At 64.7% G+C, this 22,793-nt stretch carries 22 protein-coding genes; 4 read left to right on the top strand and 18 right to left on the bottom strand.

Annotation, left to right across the window (positions count from 1 at the left end):
* Nucleotides 1-2: 2 nt before the first annotated feature.
* Together K0F85_RS23840 and ybiB are read right to left on the bottom strand one after the other, a co-directional pair.
* A complete protein-coding gene (locus K0F85_RS23840; protein WP_257638146.1) occupies nucleotides 3-1,232 on the bottom strand; it encodes an NAD(P)/FAD-dependent oxidoreductase in 1,230 nt (409 codons plus the stop codon).
* Nucleotides 1,233-1,273: 41 nt separating this feature from the next.
* On the bottom strand, nucleotides 1,274-2,266 hold the full coding sequence (ybiB, locus tag K0F85_RS23835) for a DNA-binding protein YbiB (protein WP_219118391.1): 993 nt from the start codon (nucleotides 2,264-2,266) through the stop codon (nucleotides 1,274-1,276).
* Between the two features lie 156 nt (nucleotides 2,267-2,422).
* Between ybiB and K0F85_RS23830 the strand changes: the two genes are divergently transcribed.
* Both K0F85_RS23830 and K0F85_RS23825 read left to right on the top strand, forming a co-directional pair.
* Nucleotides 2,423-3,100, top strand: a complete 678-nt coding sequence (locus K0F85_RS23830; RefSeq protein WP_219118390.1) for a hypothetical protein — start codon at nucleotides 2,423-2,425, stop codon at nucleotides 3,098-3,100.
* A gap of 160 nt (nucleotides 3,101-3,260) precedes the next feature.
* Nucleotides 3,261-4,322: a 3-deoxy-7-phosphoheptulonate synthase gene (locus K0F85_RS23825; RefSeq protein ID WP_219118389.1), complete on the top strand. Its 1,062-nt coding sequence runs from the start codon at nucleotides 3,261-3,263 to the stop codon at nucleotides 4,320-4,322.
* Nucleotides 4,323-4,397: 75 nt separating this feature from the next.
* On the opposite strand, the gene K0F85_RS23820 is transcribed toward K0F85_RS23825, so the two are convergent.
* Nucleotides 4,398-4,805 (bottom strand): nitrite reductase (NAD(P)H) small subunit, encoded by a 408-nt coding sequence (locus tag K0F85_RS23820; protein WP_219118388.1) that lies wholly within the window; start codon nucleotides 4,803-4,805, stop codon nucleotides 4,398-4,400.
* Between the two features lie 210 nt (nucleotides 4,806-5,015).
* Between K0F85_RS23820 and tsaD the strand changes: the two genes are divergently transcribed.
* Nucleotides 5,016-6,056 carry a tRNA (adenosine(37)-N6)-threonylcarbamoyltransferase complex transferase subunit TsaD gene (tsaD, locus tag K0F85_RS23815; RefSeq protein ID WP_219118387.1) on the top strand — a complete coding sequence of 347 codons (1,041 nt, stop codon included), beginning with the start codon at nucleotides 5,016-5,018 and terminating at the stop codon, nucleotides 6,054-6,056.
* Here tsaD and eutC read toward each other — a convergent pair whose 3' ends face one another.
* A complete protein-coding gene (eutC, locus tag K0F85_RS23810) occupies nucleotides 6,057-6,845 on the bottom strand; it encodes an ethanolamine ammonia-lyase subunit EutC (RefSeq protein ID WP_219118386.1) in 789 nt (262 codons plus the stop codon).
* Between the two features lie 83 nt (nucleotides 6,846-6,928).
* Here eutC and K0F85_RS23805 point away from each other — a divergent pair, with 83 nt between their 5' ends.
* Nucleotides 6,929-7,864 (top strand): hypothetical protein, encoded by a 936-nt coding sequence (locus K0F85_RS23805; protein WP_219118385.1) that lies wholly within the window; start codon nucleotides 6,929-6,931, stop codon nucleotides 7,862-7,864.
* On the opposite strand, the gene K0F85_RS23800 is transcribed toward K0F85_RS23805, so the two are convergent.
* The 14 genes from K0F85_RS23800 to K0F85_RS23735 all read right to left on the bottom strand — a co-directional run bounded on the left by K0F85_RS23800 (nucleotide 7,865) and on the right by K0F85_RS23735 (nucleotide 22,763).
* Nucleotides 7,865-9,109: a RimK family alpha-L-glutamate ligase gene (locus K0F85_RS23800; protein ID WP_219118384.1), complete on the bottom strand. Its 1,245-nt coding sequence runs from the start codon at nucleotides 9,107-9,109 to the stop codon at nucleotides 7,865-7,867.
* Between the two features lie 13 nt (nucleotides 9,110-9,122).
* The gene (locus K0F85_RS23795) at nucleotides 9,123-10,565 is read right to left on the bottom strand and encodes a pyridoxal-dependent decarboxylase (RefSeq protein WP_257638145.1); all 1,443 of its coding nucleotides are present in this window, start codon (nucleotides 10,563-10,565) and stop codon (nucleotides 9,123-9,125) included.
* A gap of 71 nt (nucleotides 10,566-10,636) precedes the next feature.
* On the bottom strand, nucleotides 10,637-12,025 hold the full coding sequence (locus tag K0F85_RS23790; protein ID WP_219118383.1) for an ethanolamine ammonia-lyase subunit EutB: 1,389 nt from the start codon (nucleotides 12,023-12,025) through the stop codon (nucleotides 10,637-10,639).
* A 45-nt stretch (nucleotides 12,026-12,070) separates the two neighbouring features.
* Nucleotides 12,071-13,534: a TIGR01777 family oxidoreductase gene (locus K0F85_RS23785; RefSeq protein WP_219118382.1), complete on the bottom strand. Its 1,464-nt coding sequence runs from the start codon at nucleotides 13,532-13,534 to the stop codon at nucleotides 12,071-12,073.
* Nucleotides 13,531-14,175 carry a DUF4166 domain-containing protein gene (locus K0F85_RS23780; RefSeq protein ID WP_219118381.1) on the bottom strand — a complete coding sequence of 215 codons (645 nt, stop codon included), beginning with the start codon at nucleotides 14,173-14,175 and terminating at the stop codon, nucleotides 13,531-13,533. The genes K0F85_RS23785 and K0F85_RS23780 overlap by 4 nt, the downstream gene beginning before the upstream one ends.
* Nucleotides 14,172-14,726: a GbsR/MarR family transcriptional regulator gene (locus K0F85_RS23775; RefSeq protein WP_219118380.1), complete on the bottom strand. Its 555-nt coding sequence runs from the start codon at nucleotides 14,724-14,726 to the stop codon at nucleotides 14,172-14,174. The genes K0F85_RS23780 and K0F85_RS23775 overlap by 4 nt, the downstream gene beginning before the upstream one ends.
* Before the next feature lie 67 nt (nucleotides 14,727-14,793).
* Nucleotides 14,794-15,900 (bottom strand): acyl-CoA desaturase, encoded by a 1,107-nt coding sequence (locus tag K0F85_RS23770; RefSeq protein WP_257638144.1) that lies wholly within the window; start codon nucleotides 15,898-15,900, stop codon nucleotides 14,794-14,796.
* Complete coding sequence (locus K0F85_RS23765; protein ID WP_219118378.1) at nucleotides 15,897-17,012, bottom strand: sterol desaturase family protein; 1,116 nt, start codon at nucleotides 17,010-17,012, stop codon at nucleotides 15,897-15,899. The genes K0F85_RS23770 and K0F85_RS23765 overlap by 4 nt, the downstream gene beginning before the upstream one ends.
* Nucleotides 17,009-17,632, bottom strand: a complete 624-nt coding sequence (locus K0F85_RS23760) for a phosphatase PAP2 family protein (protein WP_219118377.1) — start codon at nucleotides 17,630-17,632, stop codon at nucleotides 17,009-17,011. Before K0F85_RS23760 ends, K0F85_RS23765 begins: the two co-directional genes overlap by 4 nt.
* A gap of 11 nt (nucleotides 17,633-17,643) precedes the next feature.
* A complete protein-coding gene (locus tag K0F85_RS23755; protein WP_219118376.1) occupies nucleotides 17,644-18,957 on the bottom strand; it encodes a F390 synthetase-related protein in 1,314 nt (437 codons plus the stop codon).
* Nucleotides 18,954-19,784, bottom strand: coding sequence for an MBL fold metallo-hydrolase (locus tag K0F85_RS23750; RefSeq protein ID WP_219118375.1), 831 nt, complete (start codon nucleotides 19,782-19,784; stop codon nucleotides 18,954-18,956). The genes K0F85_RS23755 and K0F85_RS23750 overlap by 4 nt, the downstream gene beginning before the upstream one ends.
* The gene (locus K0F85_RS23745) at nucleotides 19,777-20,814 is read right to left on the bottom strand and encodes an NAD(P)-dependent oxidoreductase (protein WP_219118374.1); all 1,038 of its coding nucleotides are present in this window, start codon (nucleotides 20,812-20,814) and stop codon (nucleotides 19,777-19,779) included. The genes K0F85_RS23750 and K0F85_RS23745 overlap by 8 nt, the downstream gene beginning before the upstream one ends.
* A gap of 10 nt (nucleotides 20,815-20,824) precedes the next feature.
* Nucleotides 20,825-21,805, bottom strand: a complete 981-nt coding sequence (locus K0F85_RS23740; RefSeq protein ID WP_219118373.1) for a 3-oxoacyl-[acyl-carrier-protein] synthase III C-terminal domain-containing protein — start codon at nucleotides 21,803-21,805, stop codon at nucleotides 20,825-20,827.
* 49 nt (nucleotides 21,806-21,854) lie between these two features.
* On the bottom strand, nucleotides 21,855-22,763 hold the full coding sequence (locus K0F85_RS23735) for an ion transporter (protein ID WP_219118372.1): 909 nt from the start codon (nucleotides 22,761-22,763) through the stop codon (nucleotides 21,855-21,857).
* Nucleotides 22,764-22,793: the final 30 nt, after the last annotated feature.

Below are 22,793 nucleotides of genomic sequence, written 5' to 3'. Positions count from 1 at the left end.
GCTTACTGCAAGGCAATACCTGCCGCCACGCCGGAAGCCCAGGCCCACTGGAAGTTGTAGCCACCCAGCCAGCCTGTCACATCGACCGCTTCGCCGATGAAGTACAGGCCAGGCACTTTGTTGGCCATCATCGTCTGCTGCGACAGCTCGCGCGTATCGATGCCGCCGCGTGTCACTTCGGCCTTGCGGTAGCCTTCGGAACCGTTGGGCACGATGGACCAGGCATTGATGGCCAGTCCCAGCTTGCGCAGTTGCGCGTCCGGCATGTCGGCGATGCGTGCGTCCGGCGCCAGACCGTTGACGGCCAGCAGGCAGTCAGCCAGGCGCTGCGGCAGCCATTGCGCGACGATATTGCCCAGTTGCTTCTTCAAGGTGCCCTTGCCTTCGATCAGGGTCTGTGCCACGTCCACTTCCGGCAGCAAGTTGATGACGATGGGCTCGCCCGGCAGCCAGTAGCTGGAAATCTGCAGGATCGCCGGTCCGGACAGGCCACGATGGGTGAACAGTAAATCCTCGCGGAAACGCGCGCCGCTTGCCTTGCGGCCTTTCAGGCTGCCCGTCTCCACATCCACTTCCAGCGCGATGCCGGACAGTTCCGCGAACGGCGCCCAGCTGGCCGCATCGAACGTCAGCGGCACCAGGGCCGGACGCGGTTCGACCATCGCCAGGTCAAACTGCTTGGCGATACGGTAGGCAAAATCCGTGGCGCCGATCTTCGGGATCGACAAGCCTCCCGTGGCGATGACGATGCTGGCCGTTTCGATGTCGCCGCTATCTGTCTGCAGCACGAAGCCGCCGTCTTCTTGCCGGGCAACGTGGTCGATCTTGCACGGCATGCGCCAGTGCACGCCGCCAGCAGCGCACTCATCCTTGAGCATGTCGATGATTTGCTCGGCCGATTCATTGCAGAATTGCTGGCCCTTGTGCTTTTCGTGGTAGCCGATGCGGTATTTTTTCACCAGCGCAAGGAAATCCTGCGGCGTGTAGCGCGACAGCGCACTCTTGCAGAAATGCGGGTTTTCCGAGAGGAAATTCTGCGGCGTGGCGTTAATATTGGTGAAATTACACCGTCCACCACCCGAGATGCGGATCTTTTCGGCCAGCTTGGCCGCGTGATCGATCAACACCACGCGCTTGCCTTGCTGGGCGGCAACAGCCGCACACATCATGCCGGCCGCGCCAGCGCCGATCACTGCCACATCAAATTGTTTTGCCATAGGAATTCCACTCACCGCTGATTACAAAGACGCCATTGTAAACTGCGGCGCCGCGGCTAGCGCGGCCGTGCTGCAATCTGCCGCGATGCCATCAGGCATTGCTCCACCTGCCCGGCGATCGATGGCGGCACGGGCACCTCGCCGCGCAGCACGGCCGCGACCCATTCAGCTGTAGTGGCCGCATCGCGCTCGGCGGGCAAATGCGGCAACTCTTCCACCAGCAACTGTTTTTCCACCAGCAGCGTGCGCTCACCCCCGTGAAACCAGTCGATCTGCTGCGCCTTGTTGGCGTTGGCCACCGTCTCGCCTTCCGTGCCACGCATCAGGAAAGCATCACCGCGCGCAGGATCAGAGGAGGTCAGGAAATATTCGCCGAGCATTTCCAGGTATTCCGGATGCGTGTACGACACCAGGCGCAAGGCCGGCCCGGCGAACGGCTGCATGATTTTCACCAGGGTATGCGTGGAATTGCGCACGCCCAGCACGCGCCGCAGCGATAGCATGTGTGCCAGGCGCGGCGCCAGTGACGCTATGGGCAGGAAGGCGACTTCCCCGCGCGCCATGGCAGCCTCGGTTTGCGCATGGTCCGGCGAGGCCGGCACCCCGAGCGCGGCCAGCACTTCGGCCGTGGTGATGCGGCCCGGATCGCTGCTCACGCCATGCACGAGCACGGGCGCCCCTGCGCGCGCCAGCAGCAGCGCCAGCAAGGCTGTCAGATTGGCCATCTTGCGGGCGCCGTTGTAGCTGGGAATGATGATGGGCGCGAACTCGCCCGCCGGCGCGGCCAAGGGGGTGAACGAGGCTTCGGCCGCGTCGAGGAAGCCGGCGATCTCGTCCACGGACTCGCCCTTGATGCGCATGGACAATAAAATGCCGCCCAGCTCCAGGTCGGATACGCGGCCTTCGAGCATGGCGCGGTAGAGGGCGCGGGCATCAATGCGCGTCATGCTGCGCGCGCCGTTCTTGCCACGGCCTATTTCTTTAATGAAACGTGCGGCGGGAAATGGCTCACCGGCCACATCGGTATGGGGGATGGATACAGTCGTCATGGCGCCAGCTTACACGGATTTTTAACCGTGCAGAGGGGCTGGCGGACGGCATAAGCGTCAAAGCAACAGTCTTTCAAGCTTTTTTTGAACACACTGCATTGCGACTGCATCCAAACGCGCCGCCGCTGCGTATATCAATGCAGGGGAGGATCTATCATGACACACGCGAGCAAACGGGAAAGCGCCTTCGTCGGCATCGAAACGAGCAAGCTGCTGCTGAAAGCCGTGCTGCTCTCGGGCGGCGAAGTACTGTGCAAGGTGCTGGAAAACGACGTCGCAGGCTACCGCTGGCTGCGCAGCTGGCTGCAAAGAAACGATGTGCCCATCATGGGCTTGCGCGTCTGCATGCGCCTCGATATGCCCTACAGCGAGGCGCCTGCCCGCATGCTGGCCGACATGGGTATGCTGGTCTGCGACGCCGAAGCGGGCTCGCTGGATGACTATCTGCGGAGCCAGGACTTGCCCGCTGACGCGGCGCGCAGCGCCGTAGTGCTGGCCAATTACTGCGAAGACAAGCGCCCCGCGCGCTGGACGCCACCCTCGGCCGCCTACGTGGAACTGCGCCTCTGGCTGCGCCGCCTGCACGCCATCGAAGGCGTGCGCCAGCAGGAGTCGGCGCGCCTCGATGCCCATCTGCAGGCTGGCCAGCACGCGCTGCACGCCTTGTTGCGCCAGCAGATCGCCTGCCTGGACGCGCAGATACGCCAGCACGAAACGGCCATCCTGGCACACGTGCGGCGCCATCCCGGCCTGCCCAGGCCGCCCGAGCTGGCAGGCAACTACCAGCGCATCGCCCGCTACAGCGTTGGCGCCAGCCTGGCCGGCGGCCATTAGCGACAAATAAGCGCAGAACCAGGAGGGGACGGCGGCGTGCCGGCCCTGCCATAAAAACAACTCAGGCATTCCCGTTTTGGCCCCATCCCCGCCGCGAGGCCGCATTTCCGCTACACTATTGCCTCTTAAAGAACGCAATAGCGAAAGCCGAGCCAGAATCATGAATACGCCAGACATCGAAAATATCAACGTCACCTCCTTCGCGCCCATGCCGACGCCGGCCGAACTGCACGCCAGGCTGCCCCTGTCGGAGAGCGCCTTCGACACCGTCAGCCGCGGCCGCGAAGCGCTGCGCGACATCATCGACCGCAAGGACCAGCGCCTGTTCGTCGTCGTCGGACCGTGCTCCATCCACGACCCGGTCGCCGGCCTCGATTACGCGCGCCGCCTGAAAGCGCTGCAAGAGGAAGTCAAGGATACGATGCTTCTGGTGATGCGCGTGTATTTCGAAAAACCGCGTACCACCACGGGCTGGAAGGGTTATATCAACGACCCGTACATGGACGATTCGTTCAAGGTCAACGAAGGCATGGAAAAGGCGCGCCAGTTCCTGCTCGACGTGTGCGAACTGGGTCTGCCCACCGCCACCGAAGCGCTGGACCCGATCTCGCCGCAATACCTGGGCGACCTGATTGCCTGGACGGCCATCGGCGCGCGCACCACGGAATCGCAGACGCACCGCGAAATGTCGTCTGGCCTGTCGACACCGGTCGGTTTCAAGAACGGCACCGATGGCGACATCAGCATCGCTGTCAACGCGATCTTGTCGTCGGCCCACCCGCACTCCTTCCTGGGCATTAACGCCGAGGGCAATGTGGCCATCGTGCGCACGCGCGGCAACGCGTATGGCCACGTGGTGCTGCGCGGCGGCGACGGCCGCCCGAACTACGATTCGGTCTCGATCGCCATCGCCGAACAGGCGCTGGCCAAGGCCAAGCTGCCGGCCAACCTTGTGGTCGACTGCTCGCACGCGAACAGCTACAAGAAACCGGAACTGCAGCCGCTGGTGATGGCCGACGTGGTCAACCAGATCCGCCAGGGAAACCGCTCGCTGGTGGGCGTGATGATCGAATCGAACATCGTGGGCGGCAACCAGAAGATCCCGCAAGACCTGTCGCAACTGACCTACGGCTGCTCCGTCACCGACGGCTGCATCGACTGGGACACGACGGCCACCATGCTGCGCGACGCGCATGCGCATCTTCTCAATCGCCCTAAATAAACGGCCGGGGTCACCCCCCGCCGGCGTTGGCGCTGAGTCTGACGTTAGCGGTGTTGAGGGTCTGACCCCATATGCCTATGCCATCTGCACATGCGGCAGCACGGCGTACGACCCGGCCAGCGCCTGTTCGGCCTTGCTGGCCGGGATATTGAGCTCATTGAAGTCCAGGTAGATGCGCCCATCCAGGATACGCACGGCGTACAAACGCGCCACGCCCTGCACGGGCGCCACCAGGCGGCCCGAATCGAGCTCGATGATCCAGCTGTTCTTCGGCCCCATCAGGTTTTTCTCCATCAGCACCCCATGCGCCAGCGGGCCGCCCAGGCAAGGAACGGTGTCGAGCAGCGCGTACACCGTATCGTCAGCCGCGCGGAAGAGCGCCACGCCGGGCAAGTCCTGCCAGGCCAGGCCACGCTGCACCATGCGCGCGCCTGCCAGCGGCATGTCCTTCAGGCGGCAAATCATTTTCCATTGTTCCGACATTGCTAGCTCCCTTGAGAAAGGCACACGCTTGTCTAAGCAAGAGCAGTGCCAATGGCGCTCAAGGCGCAAAACAGCCAGAATTCCGGGTAAAACCGGCGCGCGCCGCACTGCGCAAGTGCACACTGCCGCCGAAATGGTGCGCCGGCCACACGGTGGACTGCCCGGCTTTCCTTTACAATGGCGGATTACTCCTCCCTATTTAGCACCTTCATGATTGTTCTTGGCGTCGAATCCTCCTGTGACGAAACCGGCCTGGCCTTGTATGACACGCAACGCGGCCTGCTGTCGCACGCCCTCTATTCGCAAGTGGCCATGCACGAGCAATATGGCGGCGTGGTGCCGGAACTGGCGTCGCGCGACCATATCCGCCGCGCCATCCCGCTGCTGGAAGAAACCCTGGCAAAGGCAGGCATCACGCTGCCCGACATCGACGCCATCGCCTACACGCAAGGCCCGGGACTGGCCGGGGCGCTGCTGGTGGGTTCCTCGGTAGCCTGCAGCCTGGGCCTGGCCATCAACAAGCCGGTGCTGGGCATCCACCACCTGGAAGGCCATCTGCTCTCCCCCTTGCTGGCGTCCGAGCCGCCGGAATTCCCCTTCATCGCACTGCTGGTGTCGGGCGGCCACACGCAACTGATGCGCGTCGACGGCGTGGGCCAGTACACGATGCTCGGAGAAACGCTCGATGATGCGGCAGGCGAGGCGTTCGACAAGTCGGCCAAGCTGCTGGGACTCGGTTACCCGGGCGGGCCGGCCATTTCGCGCCTGGCCGAATTCGGCGACCCGCTGGCCTATAAACTGCCGCGCCCCATGCTGCACTCGAAGGACTTCAATTTCAGTTTCTCCGGCCTGAAAACGGCCGTGCTGACAGTGGTGAAAAACCATGAAGAAAAAGTCATCGCCAATATCTGCGAGCAGGACAAGGCAAACATTGCGCGCGGCTTCGTCGACGCCATCGTCGATGTGCTGACGGCCAAATGCGTGTCGGCCCTCAAGCACACGGGCTTGAAACGCCTGGTGATCGCCGGCGGCGTGGGCGCCAACGCGCAGCTGCGCGCCTCGCTCAACGCGGCCGCCGCCAAGAAGCGCTTTAAAGTGTATTACCCAGAGCTGGAATTCTGTACCGACAACGGTGCCATGATCGCCTTTGCCGGCGCCATGCGCCTGCAAATCAACCCGCAAGCGGCCAAGTACGATTACGCGTTCAATGTGCGCCCGCGCTGGCCGCTGGACGAAATCCGCGAAGTCTGATCACTCCAGCAGGAAGTTGCGCGTGCCCGCCAGGGACGCGCCCACTTCCACCGTTTCATCCTTCAAGTCCACGCCCGACAACTGCCGGGAAAATGCCTGCGACAGCAAATAATGCAGCCGGTACGCCGCCTGCGCATATGCCAGGCCCTCGGGGCGCACGTTCGAAATGCAGTTGCGGCGCTCGTCCAGCAAGCCTATTTTGGGCGCCCACGTCAGGTACAGGCCCAGGCTGTCCGGGGAACTCAAGCCCGGCCGCTCGCCTATCAACACCAGCACGGCCTTCGCTTGCAACAATTGCCCCACCTCGTCGCCGACGGCCACCCGCCCCTGCGTCACGATCAGCAAGGGCGACAGCGTCCATGCCTCCAGCGCAAGCCTTTCGCGCAAGGCGGCCAGGAACGGCGCCACGTGGCGCTGCACGGCCAGCGCCGACAGGCCATCGACCGCCACCAGCGCCAGGTCCACGCCTTTTACACAAGCCGCCAGCCGCGCGCGTGAAGCGTCGTCGAGCCGGCGTCCCAGGTCGGGGCGTTGCAGGTATTCGGCACGCGTGGCGGCCGCACTGTGCAACTGCACGCAATCTTGCCCCTGCGCGGCCAAGTCGCGCGCCATGGCCTCGCCATCGAGTGCCAGGTGCACGGCGTCGCGCGCCTGCGCATGGGCCAGCTGGAACGCCAGCTGCGCACCAGTCGGCACACTCACGCCGCAGCGTCCCAGTGCGATGCGCGCCGCAGTATGCCGGCGCAAGGCTTGCCAGGCACTGCCGACGACGATATCCGATTTAGCCATACACTCTCCCTGCAAGCGCGTATCCTTGCTACACTGCGCCGCAATTCCAGTTTATCACCGTCACTCACCACGCCAGGAACGCCATGATTGTTGCCGCCGATGCCGCGCAGTGGGACCAGTTGTACGATTCGCCTTTGCTCGGGCGCCTCGGCCCCTCCCAGGCTGAAGTCATCGCCCATGTGGCGCAAGTCAATGCTGCCACCGGTGTCGCCGCGCAGCCCACTTCCACGCTGGTGGACGCTGACTTCCATGCCGACGTGCGCGCGGCGATGGCCTCCATGCCAGCCTCCGTGCAGGCGCTGCTCGACGGCGTGCTGCTGGGGGTGGGCTATGCGCGCCAGCTCGGTTCCTCGGCCATCAGCGACATCGTCGTCAATGGCGAGGGCGTGATCCTGGGCGTGGTGGTGGCGCTCGACGTGGAAGCGTTCGAGGCGCGCACGGCCAATGCCTGGGCCAGCTGGAAGGAGAACACGCCCTTCACGCCGCAAGATGGCTATCGCCTTGAAGCGCAGATCGCCGCACCCGAGGACGACAACCGCCAGCGCGCGCTGCAATACCTGCTGCTGCATGAATTCGGCCATGTGCTGGCCGCCGGCCGGGGCTTGCTGCCCGAATGGTGGAACGCCGCGCAGGCCATGCGCAGCGCGCACGACTACCACTACCTGCCACTAGCCTGGCAGATCACGCCAGCACTGCAGGTCGTGCCCTTGCCAGGCAACGATTTTCCCCTGCGCGCCGACGTCGTGTATTACCAGGCGCCGCGCCTGGCCGCCAGCCAGATGCGCGACGCGTATGCGCAGCTGCAGGGCGCGAACTTCGCCACCCTGTATGCGGCCACCAGCATGCATGAAGACTTTGCCGAATCGTTCGCCAGCTATGTGCACGCCGTCATGCTGGGCCAGCCCCAGCGCATCCGCATTTTTCACAATAACGCCCTGCTGCTGCAGTTCGACGGCTACTGGGAAACAGAACGCAGCACGGCCAAGCGCCGGCTGCTGGAACAGTTATTGGGCAAGTGATCAGTTGGCGGCGCAGCCACCGGCGGCCGCCCGCGCCAGCATGGCGCGAAACGCCGTAAAGACCTTCTGCATGACCGGACGCTTGTACGGATACAGGGCTTCGGCATCCATGGCATGCACGATCATGGCGTTGTCGGCCTCGAACACCAGCAATTCACCGTCACGCGTTTCGGCGCAATCGATGCCCAGATAAGGCATGCCCATGCGCGCATGGATGGCACACAAGGCCGCCGCATGACGCCGCGCAAATTCCTCGTCAAAATGCGCCATGCAGCGGGCCTCCTCGGCGCGCTTGTCCGCGCTTTCATCCATGCCCGCGTTCAGGTAATGAATCATCCAGTGCGAGGATACGGCGTAGTGGCAGATGTACGGCACGCCGTCGATCAGTACGATGCGGTACTTGCGAAACTGGCCATCCTCGCTGCGGTAGTCGACAAAGCGGGCGATATAAAAACGATGCGCGTCAACGGCCTGCAGATAGGCGTGCAGGTCGCTGGCATGCTCCATCTTTTCCAGGTCGTGGCCCGCGTGCGAACCGAGAGGGCGCACGATCAGGGGAAAGACGTCGCCGGGCAGCACGGCATCGAGCGGCATTTCCCCCGAAGCCAGCGCGGCCAGCTGCGCGCGCGCGATGCGCGCCGTGCGCGGCATGGCGACACCGGGCAAATCCTGCAGCTTCCCGCACAGGCCATCGCGCGAGGTGTGTGCGATATGCTGCGGCAGGTTGATGACGGGGCGTGGCCAGTCCGCCACGAATTGCGCCAGCAGCGCCAGCAAGGGCTGGTTGGCATCCGACTCGGCCACGGCCACCAGCAGCACGTCGTGATCCGGCACTTCTTCCGGCAATGGTCCGTCCACCGTCAGGTACAGCAGGTCGAGCGCCACGTCGGACTGCTCGACGAGAAACTCGATGGGCGTGTTCGACATCAGGTCGCCTGGCCCCATCAGCACCAGCACGCGGATGCCGGGGCCCGCTTGTGGCGCTTGCGCGGGCAGCGCATACAGCTGCTGCAATTCGATCGCCTGCGCCTGCACGGCCAGCGCCATCTCGCGCTCGCCCTTCAATTGCAGCACGGTGGAAAAATCCAGGTAGGCGTGCGCGTCATCGGGATACGCTTGCGCGCGCGCCAGCAGCGTTTCGCCCAGCGGCGCCAGGTCTTCCTGCAGAAAGGCGCGGCGCATCAGGGGCGCCAGGCCGATCAGCGGTGCATAGGGCGTGGCGGCGTGCTGCAGCAAATCGTTCATGGTGACTTCCCTTTCAAGACAGGCGCGCGGCGCCGAAGCGCAGCACGCCTGCCAGCAGCGCATCGATATCTTCGGCGCGCGTACGGTGATTGACGATGGCGGCGCGGATGGCCAGTCGCCCGCCGATGGTGGTAGTCGATGGCGCGGCAATGCCAGACTCGTGCAAGTCGGCGACGATCTCGCCATTGAAGGCATCACTGCCGCCATCGGCGACGCCACGGTGGCGGAAGCAGACGATGTTGAGGGTCACGGGCGCCAGCAATTCCAGCTCCGGCGTGGCCGCTATCCGCTCGGCCAGGTAGCGCGCCAGCACGCAGGTGTGCGCGATGGCCGCGCCCATGCGGTCGGCTCCGTGCACCTTGAAAGTGAACCAGGTTTTCAGCGCGCGGAAGCCACGCGACAGGTCGGGTCCGAAATCGCAGGGCCAGGGCGAGCCACCCGCCAGCCCCCGCGCTTCGCGTCGCAGATAGGCCGCCGGAGCGGCAAACGCCGCCATATGCCGCGTGCCGTCACGCACCAGCAAAAAGCCCGCGTCATACGGCACTTGCCCCCATTTGTGAAAATCAAACGCCAGCGAGTCTGCCAGCTCGATGCCAGCCAGCAGGGGCGCCACCTGGGGCGACAGCATGCCCAGTGCGCCATAGGCGCCATCGACGTGGAACCACAGCTGTTCGCGCGCGGCCAATGCCGCCAGCGCCGATAAATCGTCGATGGCGCCCGTGTCCACGGTGCCGGCCGTGCCGGCGATAAAGAAAGGACGCAGGCCAGCCGCGCGGTCGGCGGCGATGGTCTGCGCCAGGGCGGCGACGTCGATCTGCTGGCGCTCGTTGACGGCAATGCGGCGCAAGGCAGCCGTGCCCAGGCCGGACAGATCCATCGCCTGCGCGATGCAACCATGCGCGGCGGCCGAGGTGTACGCCACCAGCGGCGCGCCCTGCAAGCCATGCTGGCGGGCCTGCACGCCCAGCGCTTGCGTACGCGCCACCAGCACGCCCATCAAGTTGGCCATCGATGTGCCCGTGACGAACACGCCGCTGGCCGACGCGGGAAAGCCGAACAGTTCGGCCATCCAGCGGGTGATCTGGCGCTCCACTTCCACCGGCATCTGGTTGCGTCCGCCCACATTCGCATTCAGGCCGGCCGCCAGCATCTCGGCCAGCATGCCCACGGGCGTGCCGCCGCCATGCACCCAGCCCATGAAACCGGGGTGCACATTGCCTACGGCGTAGGGCAGCACATCGTGCATGAAACTGGCGTGGGCATCCGCCAGCTCGCCCGGTGCGCGCGGCAGCGCTTGCGCGAATGCCGCGCGGGCGCTATCCGGCGGCGCCTGCCACACGGGCCGCTGGCGAATTCCTTGTGCGTAGTCGAGCATGTCGTCGAGCATGCGATGGCTTTGCGCGCGAAACGCATCCCAGTCGTGCGGATCGAGGGAATCGGGGTCGGGTGGCAGCATGATGGCGTCAGATGGGAGGATTGCCGATTATCGCACCGGCGCGCGCGCCCGGGGCGTCAATTTGCGCCGTTTTACGCTGGCAGCCGCCCCAGCGCCGCCTGGAAGGCGGGCGCCAGCGGCCCTTTCAGGCAGCCCTGCGCATCCGTGATCTGCATGCGCGCCAGCCAGGCCTCGAACTCGGGCGCAGGACGCAGGCCCAGCACCCGGCGCGCATACAGCGCATCGTGGAACGAGGTGCTCTGGTAGCCGAGCATGATGTCGTCGGCGCCCGGCACGCCCATGATGAAATTGCAGCCAGCCACGCCTAGCATGGTCAGCAAGGCGTCCATGTCATCCTGGTCCGCTTCCGCGTGGTTGGTGTAGCACACGTCGCAGCCCATGGGCAGTCCCAGCAGCTTGGCGCAGAAATGGTCTTCCAGGCCCGCGCGCATGATCTGCTTGCCGTCGTACAGGTATTCCGGGCCGATGAATCCCACCACCGAATTGACCAGCAGCGGCTGGAAGGCGCGCGCAACCGCATAAGCGCGCGCTTCGCACGTCTGCTGGTCCATGCCGTGGTGCGCGCCGGCCGACAGGGCGCTGCCCTGCCCCGTTTCGAAATACATGACGTTGTTGCCCACCGTGCCGCGCCCCAGCGACAGGGCCGCCGCCTGCCCCTCGGCCAGCAGGGACAAGTCGATGCCGAAGCTGCGGTTGGCCGCCTGCGTGCCCGCCACCGACTGGAACACCAGGTCGACCGGCGCGCCGCGGCGTATCGCCTCGAGGGTAGTGCTGATATGGGTGAGCACGCACGACTGGGTGGGAATCTGGTACTGCCCGATGACGGCGTCGAGCAGCTGCAGCAGCGAGACCACCTGCGCCACATTGTCGGTGGCGGGATTGATGCCGATCACGGCGTCGCCGCTGCCCAGCAGCAGGCCATCGAGCATCGACGCCGCGATACCCGTGGCGTCATCCGTCGGGTGGTTCGGCTGCAGCCGCGTGGATAAACGGTTTTCCAGGCCCAGGGTATTGCGGAAAGACGTGACGACCTTGCACTTGCGGGCCACCAGCACCAGGTCCTGCAAGCGCATCAGCTTTGAGACGGCTGCCGCCATTTCCGGCGTGATGCCGGCGGCCACGCGGGCCAGCGTTTGCGACTCCGTCGCGTCGTCCAGCAACCAGTCGCGAAAATCGCCCACGCACAGGTGAGAAATCGGCGCAAAGGCGGCGCGCGCATGCGAGTCGATGATCAGGCGCGTGACTTCATCGTCTTCATACGGCACCAGCGCCTCGTTGAGGAAGAGCGTCAACGGCACGTCCGCCAGCGCCAACTGCGCCGCCACCCGTTCGCGCGCGCTGGCGGCCGACACGCCGGCCAACACGTCACCAGAACGGGGCGGCGTGGCCTTCGCCAGCAGCGCCTTCAGGCTGGCAAACACATAGGTGTGGCTGTCTATCGTATGGCTGAAGCGGGGCATGGCTTGTACTCCAATGCATCTGCAATGGCCCCATTCTACGCCAGGCTACAGGCTGCGCAGCGCCCCTTCCAGCTGCGGATAGCGGAAGACAAATCCCTCGGCCAGCAAGCGGCGCGGCGCCACGCGCTGGCCTTCCACCAGCAAGTCGGCCTGCTCGCCCAGCAAGGCGCGCATGGCGAAAGCCGGTGTCGGCATGAAGCTGGGCCGGTGCAGTACCGCGCCCGCCACCTGGGCGAAGCGGCGCTGCTCGATGGCTTCCGGTGCGCAGAAATTGTACGCGCCGCTCACCGCACCCTGTTCACTGCGGCGCACCAAATGGGCCATGCTGCGAATGACATCGCGCACATGCACCCATGACACCCATTGCTTGCCGCTGCCCAACGGGCCACCCACGCCGAAGCGGATGGGCAGCAGCATCTGCGGCAGCGAACCCTGGTGGCCGAAGACGAGGCCAAAGCGCATGCAGCCCACTTGCACGCCAAATTTTTCCGCCTCGCGCGCGGCCGCTTCCCACTCCTGGCATAGCTGCGACATGAAGATGGCTTGCGGCGCGCTGTCCTCATCGAGTTGCGTGGCGTCGCCCTGCGGCTGCACGCCGTAATAGCCGATGGCCGACGCCGACAGCAGCAGGCGCGGCTTGTGCTGCGCACGGGCGATCCACGCCACCAGTTCCTGCGTCAGCGCCACCCGGCTGCGGCGCAGGGCGGCCTTGCGCGCGTCCGTCCAGCGCTGCCCGACGATGCGTGCGCCGGCCAGGTTGACCACCATGTCGATGTGCTGCGCCGCCGACAATTCGTTCAGCGACCGGATGCAGCGCACCTGGCCGTCGAAGGTCCAGGCAGCCTGCTTCGGCTGGCGCGTCAGCACCGTCACGGCATGGCCGTCGGCCAGCAGGGCAGCCACCAGTTGCTGGCCGATGAAGCCCGTGGCCCCCGTCACCAGCACGCACTGCGGCGCGGCGGCAAAGCTCAGTTTCTCCTCTTGCTCTTGCGTCTCCTGCACCTTGCGCCGGCCAAGCTGCCACACGGCATACGCGTCGCGCAGGCCGGACAGGCCCACGCCCACGCCGCACAGGGCCAGGAAGACACTGAGCCAGCCATACGGCTGCCACACGAGGGCCGTCGGCAACGTCGCCCACTGGCTGCTGTTCAGGGCCAGCAGCGCAATAAAGGCACCTGCGTTAATCGCCAGCACCGTATGCGTGACGCGCTCGGTGGCGGGCAAGAGGCGGGTCTGGTCTTCCACCACGAAATCCCACAGGGTCAGCACGATTTCCACGCCAAAGACAATCACCAGTACCCAGGCCCAGGCGCCATGCCATTCCCAGGCGGCCAGGCCGACGAACAGCAGGCTGTAGATCAGCGCACGCGTGGCATGGATGGTCAATTCCAGGCGCGCCGAGGCCTTTTGCGGCAGCGCTTCCGTGATTTCATGGTGGTAGATGGTGTCGAAGGCGCCCAGGCAGCCTTGCGCCGCCATCAGTTGCAGGGCCAGCAAATGCGTATTCATGGTGTGTCCTTGTGAAGGGTGGGCGCCGCGCTTTCGCGAAACACGCCGACCTGGGTGAAGGTGGTGCCGAACAGGGCGTGGCGGATCTCGATGCGGATGTTGAACTGCTGCGGCGTGTCGTTGCGGTGGCACAAATAGGTCTTGCCGGGGGTGAGCACGCCGGGCAGCGGCATCCGCCAGCCGAAAAGATCCCAAAAATAACCGTCGCTGGTGAAATGCAGGTTGCCGTCCTCGACGTGCAACAGCAGCTTCATGCCCAGGCCCATGCCCACGTATTCGAGTACTTCGCCCTGTGCGCTTTCCGCCATGTAGGACGTGAAGCGGATCGGCGCGCGCCCGTGCAGGCGGTAGATACGCTGCTTGAAGATGAAGGGGCAAGCGGGGCGCGAATAGACTTCGATATCCACGGGAAAATCCGCGTCGTCGTATGGAATCAGCGCGCCTGCGATGAAGGGCCGCGTGAGCCAGCCCAGCAACTTGCCCAGGCGCGAACTGGTCAGCTCACTGAGTTCGCCCCGGTAATACAGGGGCTGGCCGGGCGCGGGATTTTTCTCGAAGCGGCGGCGGATGTCCGGGTGCAGGGTGCGCCACTGCTCGCCCATCACCTTCCTGAACAGCTCTCCTTCGGACGGGCCGTTCATGCTTTTCCCGGCTTGGCGGGCTTGTCGTCCGGGCTGAGGAACTTGGCCACCTTGCCGCCCATGGAGAGCATGCGTTGCAGGGTCGCCGGCGGCAAATTCTTGTAGTCGCTGTAGGTGCTGCTGAGCATTTCCAAAAACGCCAGCACTTCGCCCATGCGTGCCAGCGTCTCTGGCGGTATCGCTGCATCGTGCTCGCCCTCGATCGCGCATTCGCGCAGCACCGTCAGGGTGGGGTCGATCTCGCGCCGCTTGCGCTCTTCCATGATGACCCGGAAGATTTCCCACACATCCTGCAGGGCGACAAAGTGGTCACGCCGATCCCCCATCACATGCGTGACGCGCGCCAGGCCCCAGCTTTGCAATTCCTTGAGGCTGTTGCTGACATTCGAGCGGGCCACGTTCAGGCTGGCCGCGATGTCTTCCGCCGTCAGCGGTGCATTTGCCAGGAACAGCAGCGCGTGGATTTGCGCCACCGTGCGATTGACGCCCCAGCGCGTGCCCATCTCGCCCCAATGGAGGATGTACTTTTGAGTAGTCGGGCTTAATTCCATGGCTTTCTCTTATTTCTGTCGTTACAGAAATGTAAGACAAAACAGAAGCCGGGTCAAGCGCGATTATTCAGGAGGATGCAGGCGGCTGGCCCATGGCACGCAGGAAAGCCTGCTGCGAGGCGTGCAGTTGGCCATACCCGAGTTCGCGGTAGACCAGGCCGTGACGCGGCGCCAGTTCGGCCAGGATGCGCGCCAGCGCCGGGTAGTGACGGTGGTTCCAGGTAGGGAACAGATGGTGCGTCAGGTGCAGATTCAAGCCGCCCAGCCAGTAGCCAAGCCAGCGCAGGCGGCGCGGTTTCGGCGTCCAGTCGCAAGCCGTATAAAACGTGTGCTGGTACCAGTCGTGCGGCAGGGTGCCGTCTTGCCCCGGCTGGAAAAACGCCACTTCGGCCCAGTGCGTGCCGAGGATCAGCGCCACCAGCGCGCACGAGGCGAGCATCTGGCCCAGGAAATACGCGCCCAGCACCACGCCCCAGCCTAGGCCGTGCTGCTGCAGCACCCACATGGGCAGCGCCAGCACCAGCGCCACGTGGCCCAGCTTCCAGCCCAGGAAGGACAGCCAGCCGCGCCAGCCCTGCAAGCGGCTATGCGCGGCCACGGGCGTCTTGCCAAAGCGGTCCAGCCAGTCGCCATACCAGTTCAGATAAGGCAGCGACAGGGCCGCCACCACGGGCCAGTACAGGTATTGATAGCGATACTGCGGCGACCAGCTTTGATACGGCGTCTGGCGCAGGAACGGGTTGGGTTCCGTGTCGAGGTCATATCCTTCCACATTCGCATAGGTGTGATGGAAGTGCACGTGGCGGATGGTCCAGAAATCCGTGTCCACGCCCACAGGCAAGGCCACCAGGCGGATCAGCACGCGGTTCCAGACGCCCTGGCGGAAGATGGCGCTATGGGCGGCGTCGTGCAGGGTGTTCATGGCCAGCGCCATGGCCGCGACCAGGCAAGCGACATAGCTGGCGACAAACGGCCAGGTGCTGTCGGCATGCAAGGACAGCGCATACAGCCCCACCGTCAGCGCGGCCAGGAACACGGTTTTCGCGTGCAGGCGCGCGTCGCCAAAGCGGTGTTTTCCTTCGTCCGCCAGGTAGGCGTCGGCGCGCGCACGCAATTCGCGGCGGAAGGCGGAATCGCGGGCGGGCTGGAAGCGCAGCGGAGGCAGCTGGCTCACGCGCGCGTCCCGGCCGCTGCCGGCCACCACAGGCGGCGCGCCCCATCGAGGCCATGCGCCAGCAGCGCGGCCAAAAACACCCTGCCCCACGCATCGCGCGCGCCATACCAGCCCAGATACAAGGCCGGCATGGCCAGGGCGATGGCGACCCAGGCGATGGCGCCCCAGCGCCGCGCATCAGACAGGCCGCCCAGCGCCAGGGTGCCCGCAAAGATCAGCGCGAACAGGATGGCTTGCTGCGCGCCAGCCAGCACCGCTTCATGATTGACGTAATAAATCACGAGACCAAACAGGATCACGCCGCCGACGCCGATGAACAGCTCTGGCACGTGGAAGGTGCCGCGCGACTGCCAGTGGGGAAAGCGCGCGCGCAGCCAGGTAAACAGTTTGCCGTTGCTGGCCAGCAGAGGGTTGTGCGTGGGTGCCATGCCCTTCACGCCATAGCGCATTTCCACGCCATCGAGTTCCGGCTGGAAGCTGCCGAACAGCCTGTCCCACAGCAGCAAAGTGCCGCCGAAATTGCGGTTGAGGTAGCGTTTATCCGTGCCGTGATGCACGCGGTGGTGCGAGGGCGTCACCATGAATGTATCGAGGATACCGGACTTGTTCACCAGCGCATTGTGGTTATACAGCTGCACCGTGTAATGCAGGGACGAGACGACGAGGAAGATTTCCAGCGGCACGCCCAGCACGGCCAGGATGGCGATGAAGGGGAAATTCGTCAGCGAGGAATACCAGGAATTGCGCACGCCCAGCGACAGGTTGAAATGCTCGCCCTGGTGGTGCACCACGTGCACGGCCCACAGTAAAGGGAATTTGTGGTGCAGCCGGTGCATCCAGTAAAAACACAGGTCCCAGGCAAAAAAGGCAAAGACCCATTGCGCTACCACGGGCCACTGGTCGACGAGATGCAGGTTCACATGGCGCAGCAGCAGGGCGAACGCCGCCACTTCCACGCCGCGGAACACCCACATCAGGATGTGGCCGGAATTGAGGTTGAAGATCACGTCCTTCCAAGGCACGGGTGTCTTGCGTACCCATTTGAGTATCAGCAGTTCGGCCAGCACGAAGGCCAGCATGATCAAGAACGACAGGGCAAAGGGATTCATCATGGTGCGGTTTTCATGGAAACGGCGCGGCGCGCAGCCAAGGATACCTGTATTTTCGCCAGCATGCCGCCAGCGATGCCAACAAACAGGCCGGCGGCCAGGTCGATGCTCACGTGCCGGCGCAGGGCGATGATGGCGTAGCAGATGGCCACGCCCAGTGCCACGACCAGCGCGGAGCGGAGCAGGTGGCGCCTGTCGCACAAGGCCCACACGCACAACAATGTCAGGGCGCCATGTAGCGAAGGCAGGCAGTTTTGCGTGGAGTCCGCCGCCTGCAGCATGCGCAGTGCCTGCGTGCTCCAGGCACTGCCTTCATTCACGGCCGGATATGCAAGGGTGGTCGGATACAGCAGGAAGACCACGCCGCAGGCCAGCGCCGAAAGCGCCATGGCGCGCGCCAGCCAGCGCACGCGCACCGCATCGGCCGCCAGGTAGGCGTAGGGAATCAGGAGGAAGAAGGACAGGTACAGCCAGATGGCGGTATCCGAGTAGGCAATGGCGCGGTCGATGGCCGTCTCGGGCAGCAGCACGCCCTGCCCTTGCAGCAGGTCGCTGGAAAAATACACGAGGCCGACGCTGCCCCAGCCGGCCAGCAAATGCAGCAGGCGGCTGCGTACAGTCATGCAAGAAGGGTTCATGCGGTCGCAAGACGCCGGATACGGCGCCGTTTCATCGTAGGGTCAAAGGGAGGCAGGTCGCCGCTCACCGTCCAGAGCAGACGTTCGGTGGCCACGCCCAGGCCGTGCAGCACCGTTGCCAGGTGGGCGCGCAAGGCGGCCAGGCCAGCGTCGTCCAGGGCCGCGTGCAGCTGCAAGTCCGCTACACCCGACTGCACCAGGCGGTAATCGGCGTCCGGCGGCAAGGCTTGCGCGAACGCCCGCGTCAATACGTCGGCAAACACGGCGACCGGTGCGCCGCCGTTCGCCGACAACATGGATGGTAGGGATGGCAAGAACAGCATGTCGTCGCAGCGCCCTTCGATGCCATCGATGGCGCGCGTGGCGCGGCCGCACGAGCATGGCGTGGTGCGCGCGAGCAGGATGTCGTCCAGGCGGTAGCGCACGATGGGCTGCGTGAGGCGCGTAAAGTCCGTAATCACGGGCACGAAGCGACGTTGTTCCTGATCCAGCCATTGCGGCTCGATATGCACATATTCCTCGTTCAGGTGCAGCACCCCATGCTCGCAGCTGCTGGCGAGGAAACCCTCGGTGGCCTGGTAGATTTCATGCACGGCGCCAAACGCCTGCACGATCAGGGCCCGGTCTTGCGCTTCCAGCACTTCTGCCACCGAGATGACTTTTTTCGGCGCCAGCGCCAGGCTGCCATCGATGACACGGAGCGCCAGCTGGCGCAGCACCTGGGCCGGCGCGACGATGACGGAGGGCCGATATTGCGCCAGCTGCGCGCACAGGCTGTCGAAGGGCTGGAACAGGTCGTAAAACGCAAAGGTCAGCCACGGCGAGCGCACGGCCGTGTACAGATTGCTGTTCGCGCGCAGGAACAGTGCTACCCGTTCGCCGGAAAACAGGCCATCGGGCAGCGCCTTGGCCAGCATCACGCCCGCCCATTGCGCCTTTTCGCGGGGGCTGACGGTAAACACGGCGCGCCGCGACGAGGTGCCCGACGACAGGCCCACCGTGATGTCCCCCACGGCAGGCGTGAAGTCGCGGCTATGCTCGGCCGCCATGGCCGCCTCCATCGCCTGCGCCAGGGTGATGCCCTGCGTGTTCATGGCATCGAAGTGTTCGAGCATCAGCGCCTTGTTCATCGTTGGCCACTGCGCCAGAGGCAGGTGGCGGTAAGCGGCAAAGTAGCTGCTGCGCGCGCACAGCACATCGATGAAACGCGCCAGTTGCCTGTGCTGGTAGGCGCCGAGCTGCGCGCGATCCGCAAAACGCAGGCGGCGCGTGCGCCAGTACGACAGCAAGAGCCAGAAAATACGCTTCACGGACGGCCCGCCACAGGCAAATAATCGAGCGTATCTTCATGCGTGATGCGGATCTGCGCATTGCCCGAGTGGTGCAACTGGTGCAGCCGGTTCAAGGTGGCGTAATACGGCGCGCGCTTGTGCTGGATGAGGAAGGACAGTTCTGACGGGCCGCGCAGTTGCTGAAAACTTTCCGGCACCCAGGCTGCATCCGACGCCAGCAGGGTCCAGCCGCCCTCCTGCAACACGAAGGCGCCGAGATGGCCGATGGCGTGGCCCGGCAAGTCGACGATGTAAATCTCGCCCGTGCCGCTGACGTCGCGCCCGTGCGTAAACGGTAGCAGGGCGGCCGGCAAGGCCGTTTCGGGCACGCTTTCGACAAAAGCCAGGCGATCCGACACATCGGCTGGCAGCAACTCGGGCACGAAGGCCTGGCGTACGGCGGCCACGCCGGACAATCTCCGTACGGCGTCCCAGCCCGTTTTTGAGGCCATCAGCCGCGCGCCGGGAAAGTCGCGCAGGCCGGCGATATGGTCGGCGTGGAAATGCGACAGCAGCAAGGTGTGGATGTCGCCGGGCGCTACGCCATGCGCGCGCAGCTGGCCCTGCAGGGATTCATTCTCGTCGAAGGAAATCGGCGTCACCCACGCATACATGCGGTATACGCCCTTCGCCGTGGCGGCGCGGAAATGCTCGGCATAACCGGTATCCCACAGGTACAGGCCCGCGCGCGTGTCGATCAGGTAGGCGCGCGAGGGGAAGCAGCGGCTGGCCAGCCCGCTGCCTTTCAAGACCATGCACGAGGGATGCGTGCAGTGGCCGACGCGAAACGCCGTGATGTTAGCCATTGCGCTCCTTGCCCACCTTGTGCGCCGCCGCTTCCTGGCGCATCCACTGTGCCGTGCGGGCGATGCCGTCGTGCAGGCTGACGATGGGACGGTAGCCGAGCACCTTGCGCGCCTTGGCGTTATCGAGCGTCATGTCGAAACTGAGCGCGCCGATGCTGTAGGGCGTCAGCGATGGCTCGCGGCGCGTGAAGCGCGAAGCGAACTGCATCAGGCGCGCGGCCAGCGCCAGCACGCGGTAGGGCACGCTGACGATTTCGAACGGCTGCTGCAGATGCTCGCAAAACAGGCTGCGCAAGATGTCGCACAGGCGCGCCGGTTCGTCATTCGTGATGTTGAAGGCAGCGCCCGAAGCGATGCTCTTGTGCACGGTGGCAAGCCACATCGCGTGCACGACATTGTCGACATAGGTGACGTCGATGGTGGCCGCGCCGCCATTGGGCAGCGGCAGCTTGCCGCCGCGCTGCTGCAGCACGCGTGCCAGGCGCGGGATCAGTACCTGGTCGTGCGGGCCGAAGATGGCGCGCGGGCGCAGGATCACGCACGTCATGCCGCGGTGGCGGTCGACCGCCTCCTGCACCAGTTTTTCCGCCATCGCCTTGCTGCGCGCATAGGCGTTGACGAAGGCATCGGGACGGAAGGTTTCCGGCACCTCGTAGCGGTTGCGGTAGTCGAAATACATGGCCGGGGTGGAGATGTGCACGAAGCGCGCCACGTGCAGGCTGGCGGCCGCGCGCAGCAGCTGGGCCGTGGCCGTGACGTTGGCGGCGATGAAGTCGCTCTCCGCGCCCCAGGGCGATGACAGCGCGGCGCAGTGCCAGACGGTGTCCATGCCGCGCACCAGCTCATCGACCTGGCGCGGCGATGCTTGCGCCAGATCAAGCGCCACGAATTGCGCGCCCATGCGTTCGAGTTCGCGGCCCACGTCGGCGTTGCGGCCCGTGGCGCGCACTTCCACGCCCTGCGCCAGCAGGGTGCGCACGGCATTGCGCCCCAGCCCGCCCGTCGCTCCCGTGACCAGTATCCGCCTCATCACACCACCTTCACAGGTCAAGAATCATGCCGCCGATGGTCAGGCCAGCGGCCGTGCCCATCATCAGCAAACGCTGGCCCGCCACGGCCCGCCCCGTCATTACCGCCTCGTGCAGCGCGGTGGGCAGGGACGCGGCCACCTGGTTGCCATGCGTTTCAAAGATCTTGATGATTTTAGCATCGGGGACGTCGAGGATGCGCGCCGCATGCGCAAGCCCCAGCGGGCTGGCCTGGTGCGGCACGACCACGTCGACTTTTTCCAGTCCCGCGCCCGATTCCAGCATCAATTCCGCCAGGAACTCCGGCATCACCTTGACGGCCAGGCGGAACACGGCCTTGCCATCCATGCGGAACAGATAATCGCCCGGTTCGCAGCCATTGCGCGGATTGCGCTCGGTGCCGCCACCGCGAATTTCGCAGTAGCGCAGCCCTTCCGGATACGTGCCCATCTTGTAGGCACGGATGCCGGCGCTGCCATCGCCCCGCTCGACGATGACGGCGGCGGCGCCGTCGCCAAAGATCATCGACGCTTCCGGCTCGCTCCAGTCGACGCCGCGCGAGGCGAGGTCGGACGAGACAATGGCGATACGACGGTAGGCGCCACCGGCCAGCATGGACGCGGCCACGCGGAAGGCAGCCATGAAACTGAGACAGCTGGCGTTGACGTCGAAGCTTTGCGTACCTGGTGGCAAGCCCGCATGTTCGGCAACGAAGCAGGCCGTGTTCGGCAAGGCTTGCTCGGGCACGCCGCAGGCGCAGATCAGCAAGTCGATGTCGGCCGGACGCAGGCTGGCATTCTTCAACGCGTCGCGCAGGGCGGCGGCGCCCAACTCGCTTTGCGATTCATCGGGCGCCGCGACAAAGCGCGACAGCACGCCGCTCTTGCGCAGGGTATAGCCGGCCGGGTGGCCCAGTTTCAGGTCCAGGCTTGCGGAAGTCACACTATGCGAGGGCACGGCTTTGCCCGTCGCGATCAGGCGAACTGGAATCATGTTGGCCTTAAAAAAGTAAAGTAAATAGGGTCTATCGTTGGTCGATGAGCTAGTCGCGTGCCAGCGGCGGCAGTTTGGCGCCGCAGTTCTTGCAGAAATTGGCATCGTCATCGAGCCCTTCTTTCAGGCACGTGGGGCAGGTACGCGTGGTGACCATTTTCGAACTGCGCTGTACCGTCATCTCGGCACTGATAATGCCGGTAGGCACTGCCAGGATGCCCCAACCGAGCAACATCATCAGCGAAGCGATGCTGCGCCCGAGGTCGGTGCGCGGCGTGATATCGCCGAAACCCACCGTCGTCATGGTGCTGATGGCCCAGTATATTGACGTGGGGATACTGCTGTAACCGTTTTCCGGCCCTTCCACGACGTACATCACAGTACCCAACAGAAAGACCACCATCATGACAAAAGACAAGAAAATGAGAATCTTGCGTCGACTGGCGACCAGGGCACGTCCCAGCACCGTGTATTCATGCACATAGGACGTGAGTTTGAGGACACGGAACATGCGCAGCAGGCGCAAAATGCGCACGTCAATCAGTACGTGCGCGCCCGGCAGCAGCAAGCCGATGTAGGTCGGCACGATGGCCAGCAAGTCGATCACGCCAAAAAAACTCTTGGCGTAGCGCACTGGATGCTGCAGGCACGCCAGGCGGGCGAAATACTCGATGGTAAATAAAATGGTGAAAAACCATTCCAGCGCCGTCAGCCAGGTGCCATAGCGCTCGGCCACGGAGGCGACACTGCTGAGCACGACCACCGTCACGCTGATCAGGATGGCGGCGATCAGCAGCAAATCGAAAGCGCGGCCCGTGCGCGTTTCCGCCTCGAAAATGACGGTGTACACCTGCTCGCGCCAGCCCCGCTCGGGCTTGCCAAATTTTTGCTGCGTTTCCTGCGCCGCCAGTTGTTGCGGCGTCAAGGGCGCCGCAGCGCTCTTCGTCGCGGCTTTCATGTCGGTAGTATGCTCATATACCATTATTGT

It is taken from the genome of Janthinobacterium sp. UMAB-56 (assembly GCF_900095265.1).
Taxonomy (GTDB): Bacteria; Pseudomonadota; Gammaproteobacteria; order Burkholderiales; family Burkholderiaceae_D; genus Janthinobacterium.
This window is presented reverse-complemented; position numbering and strand designations above follow the sequence as displayed.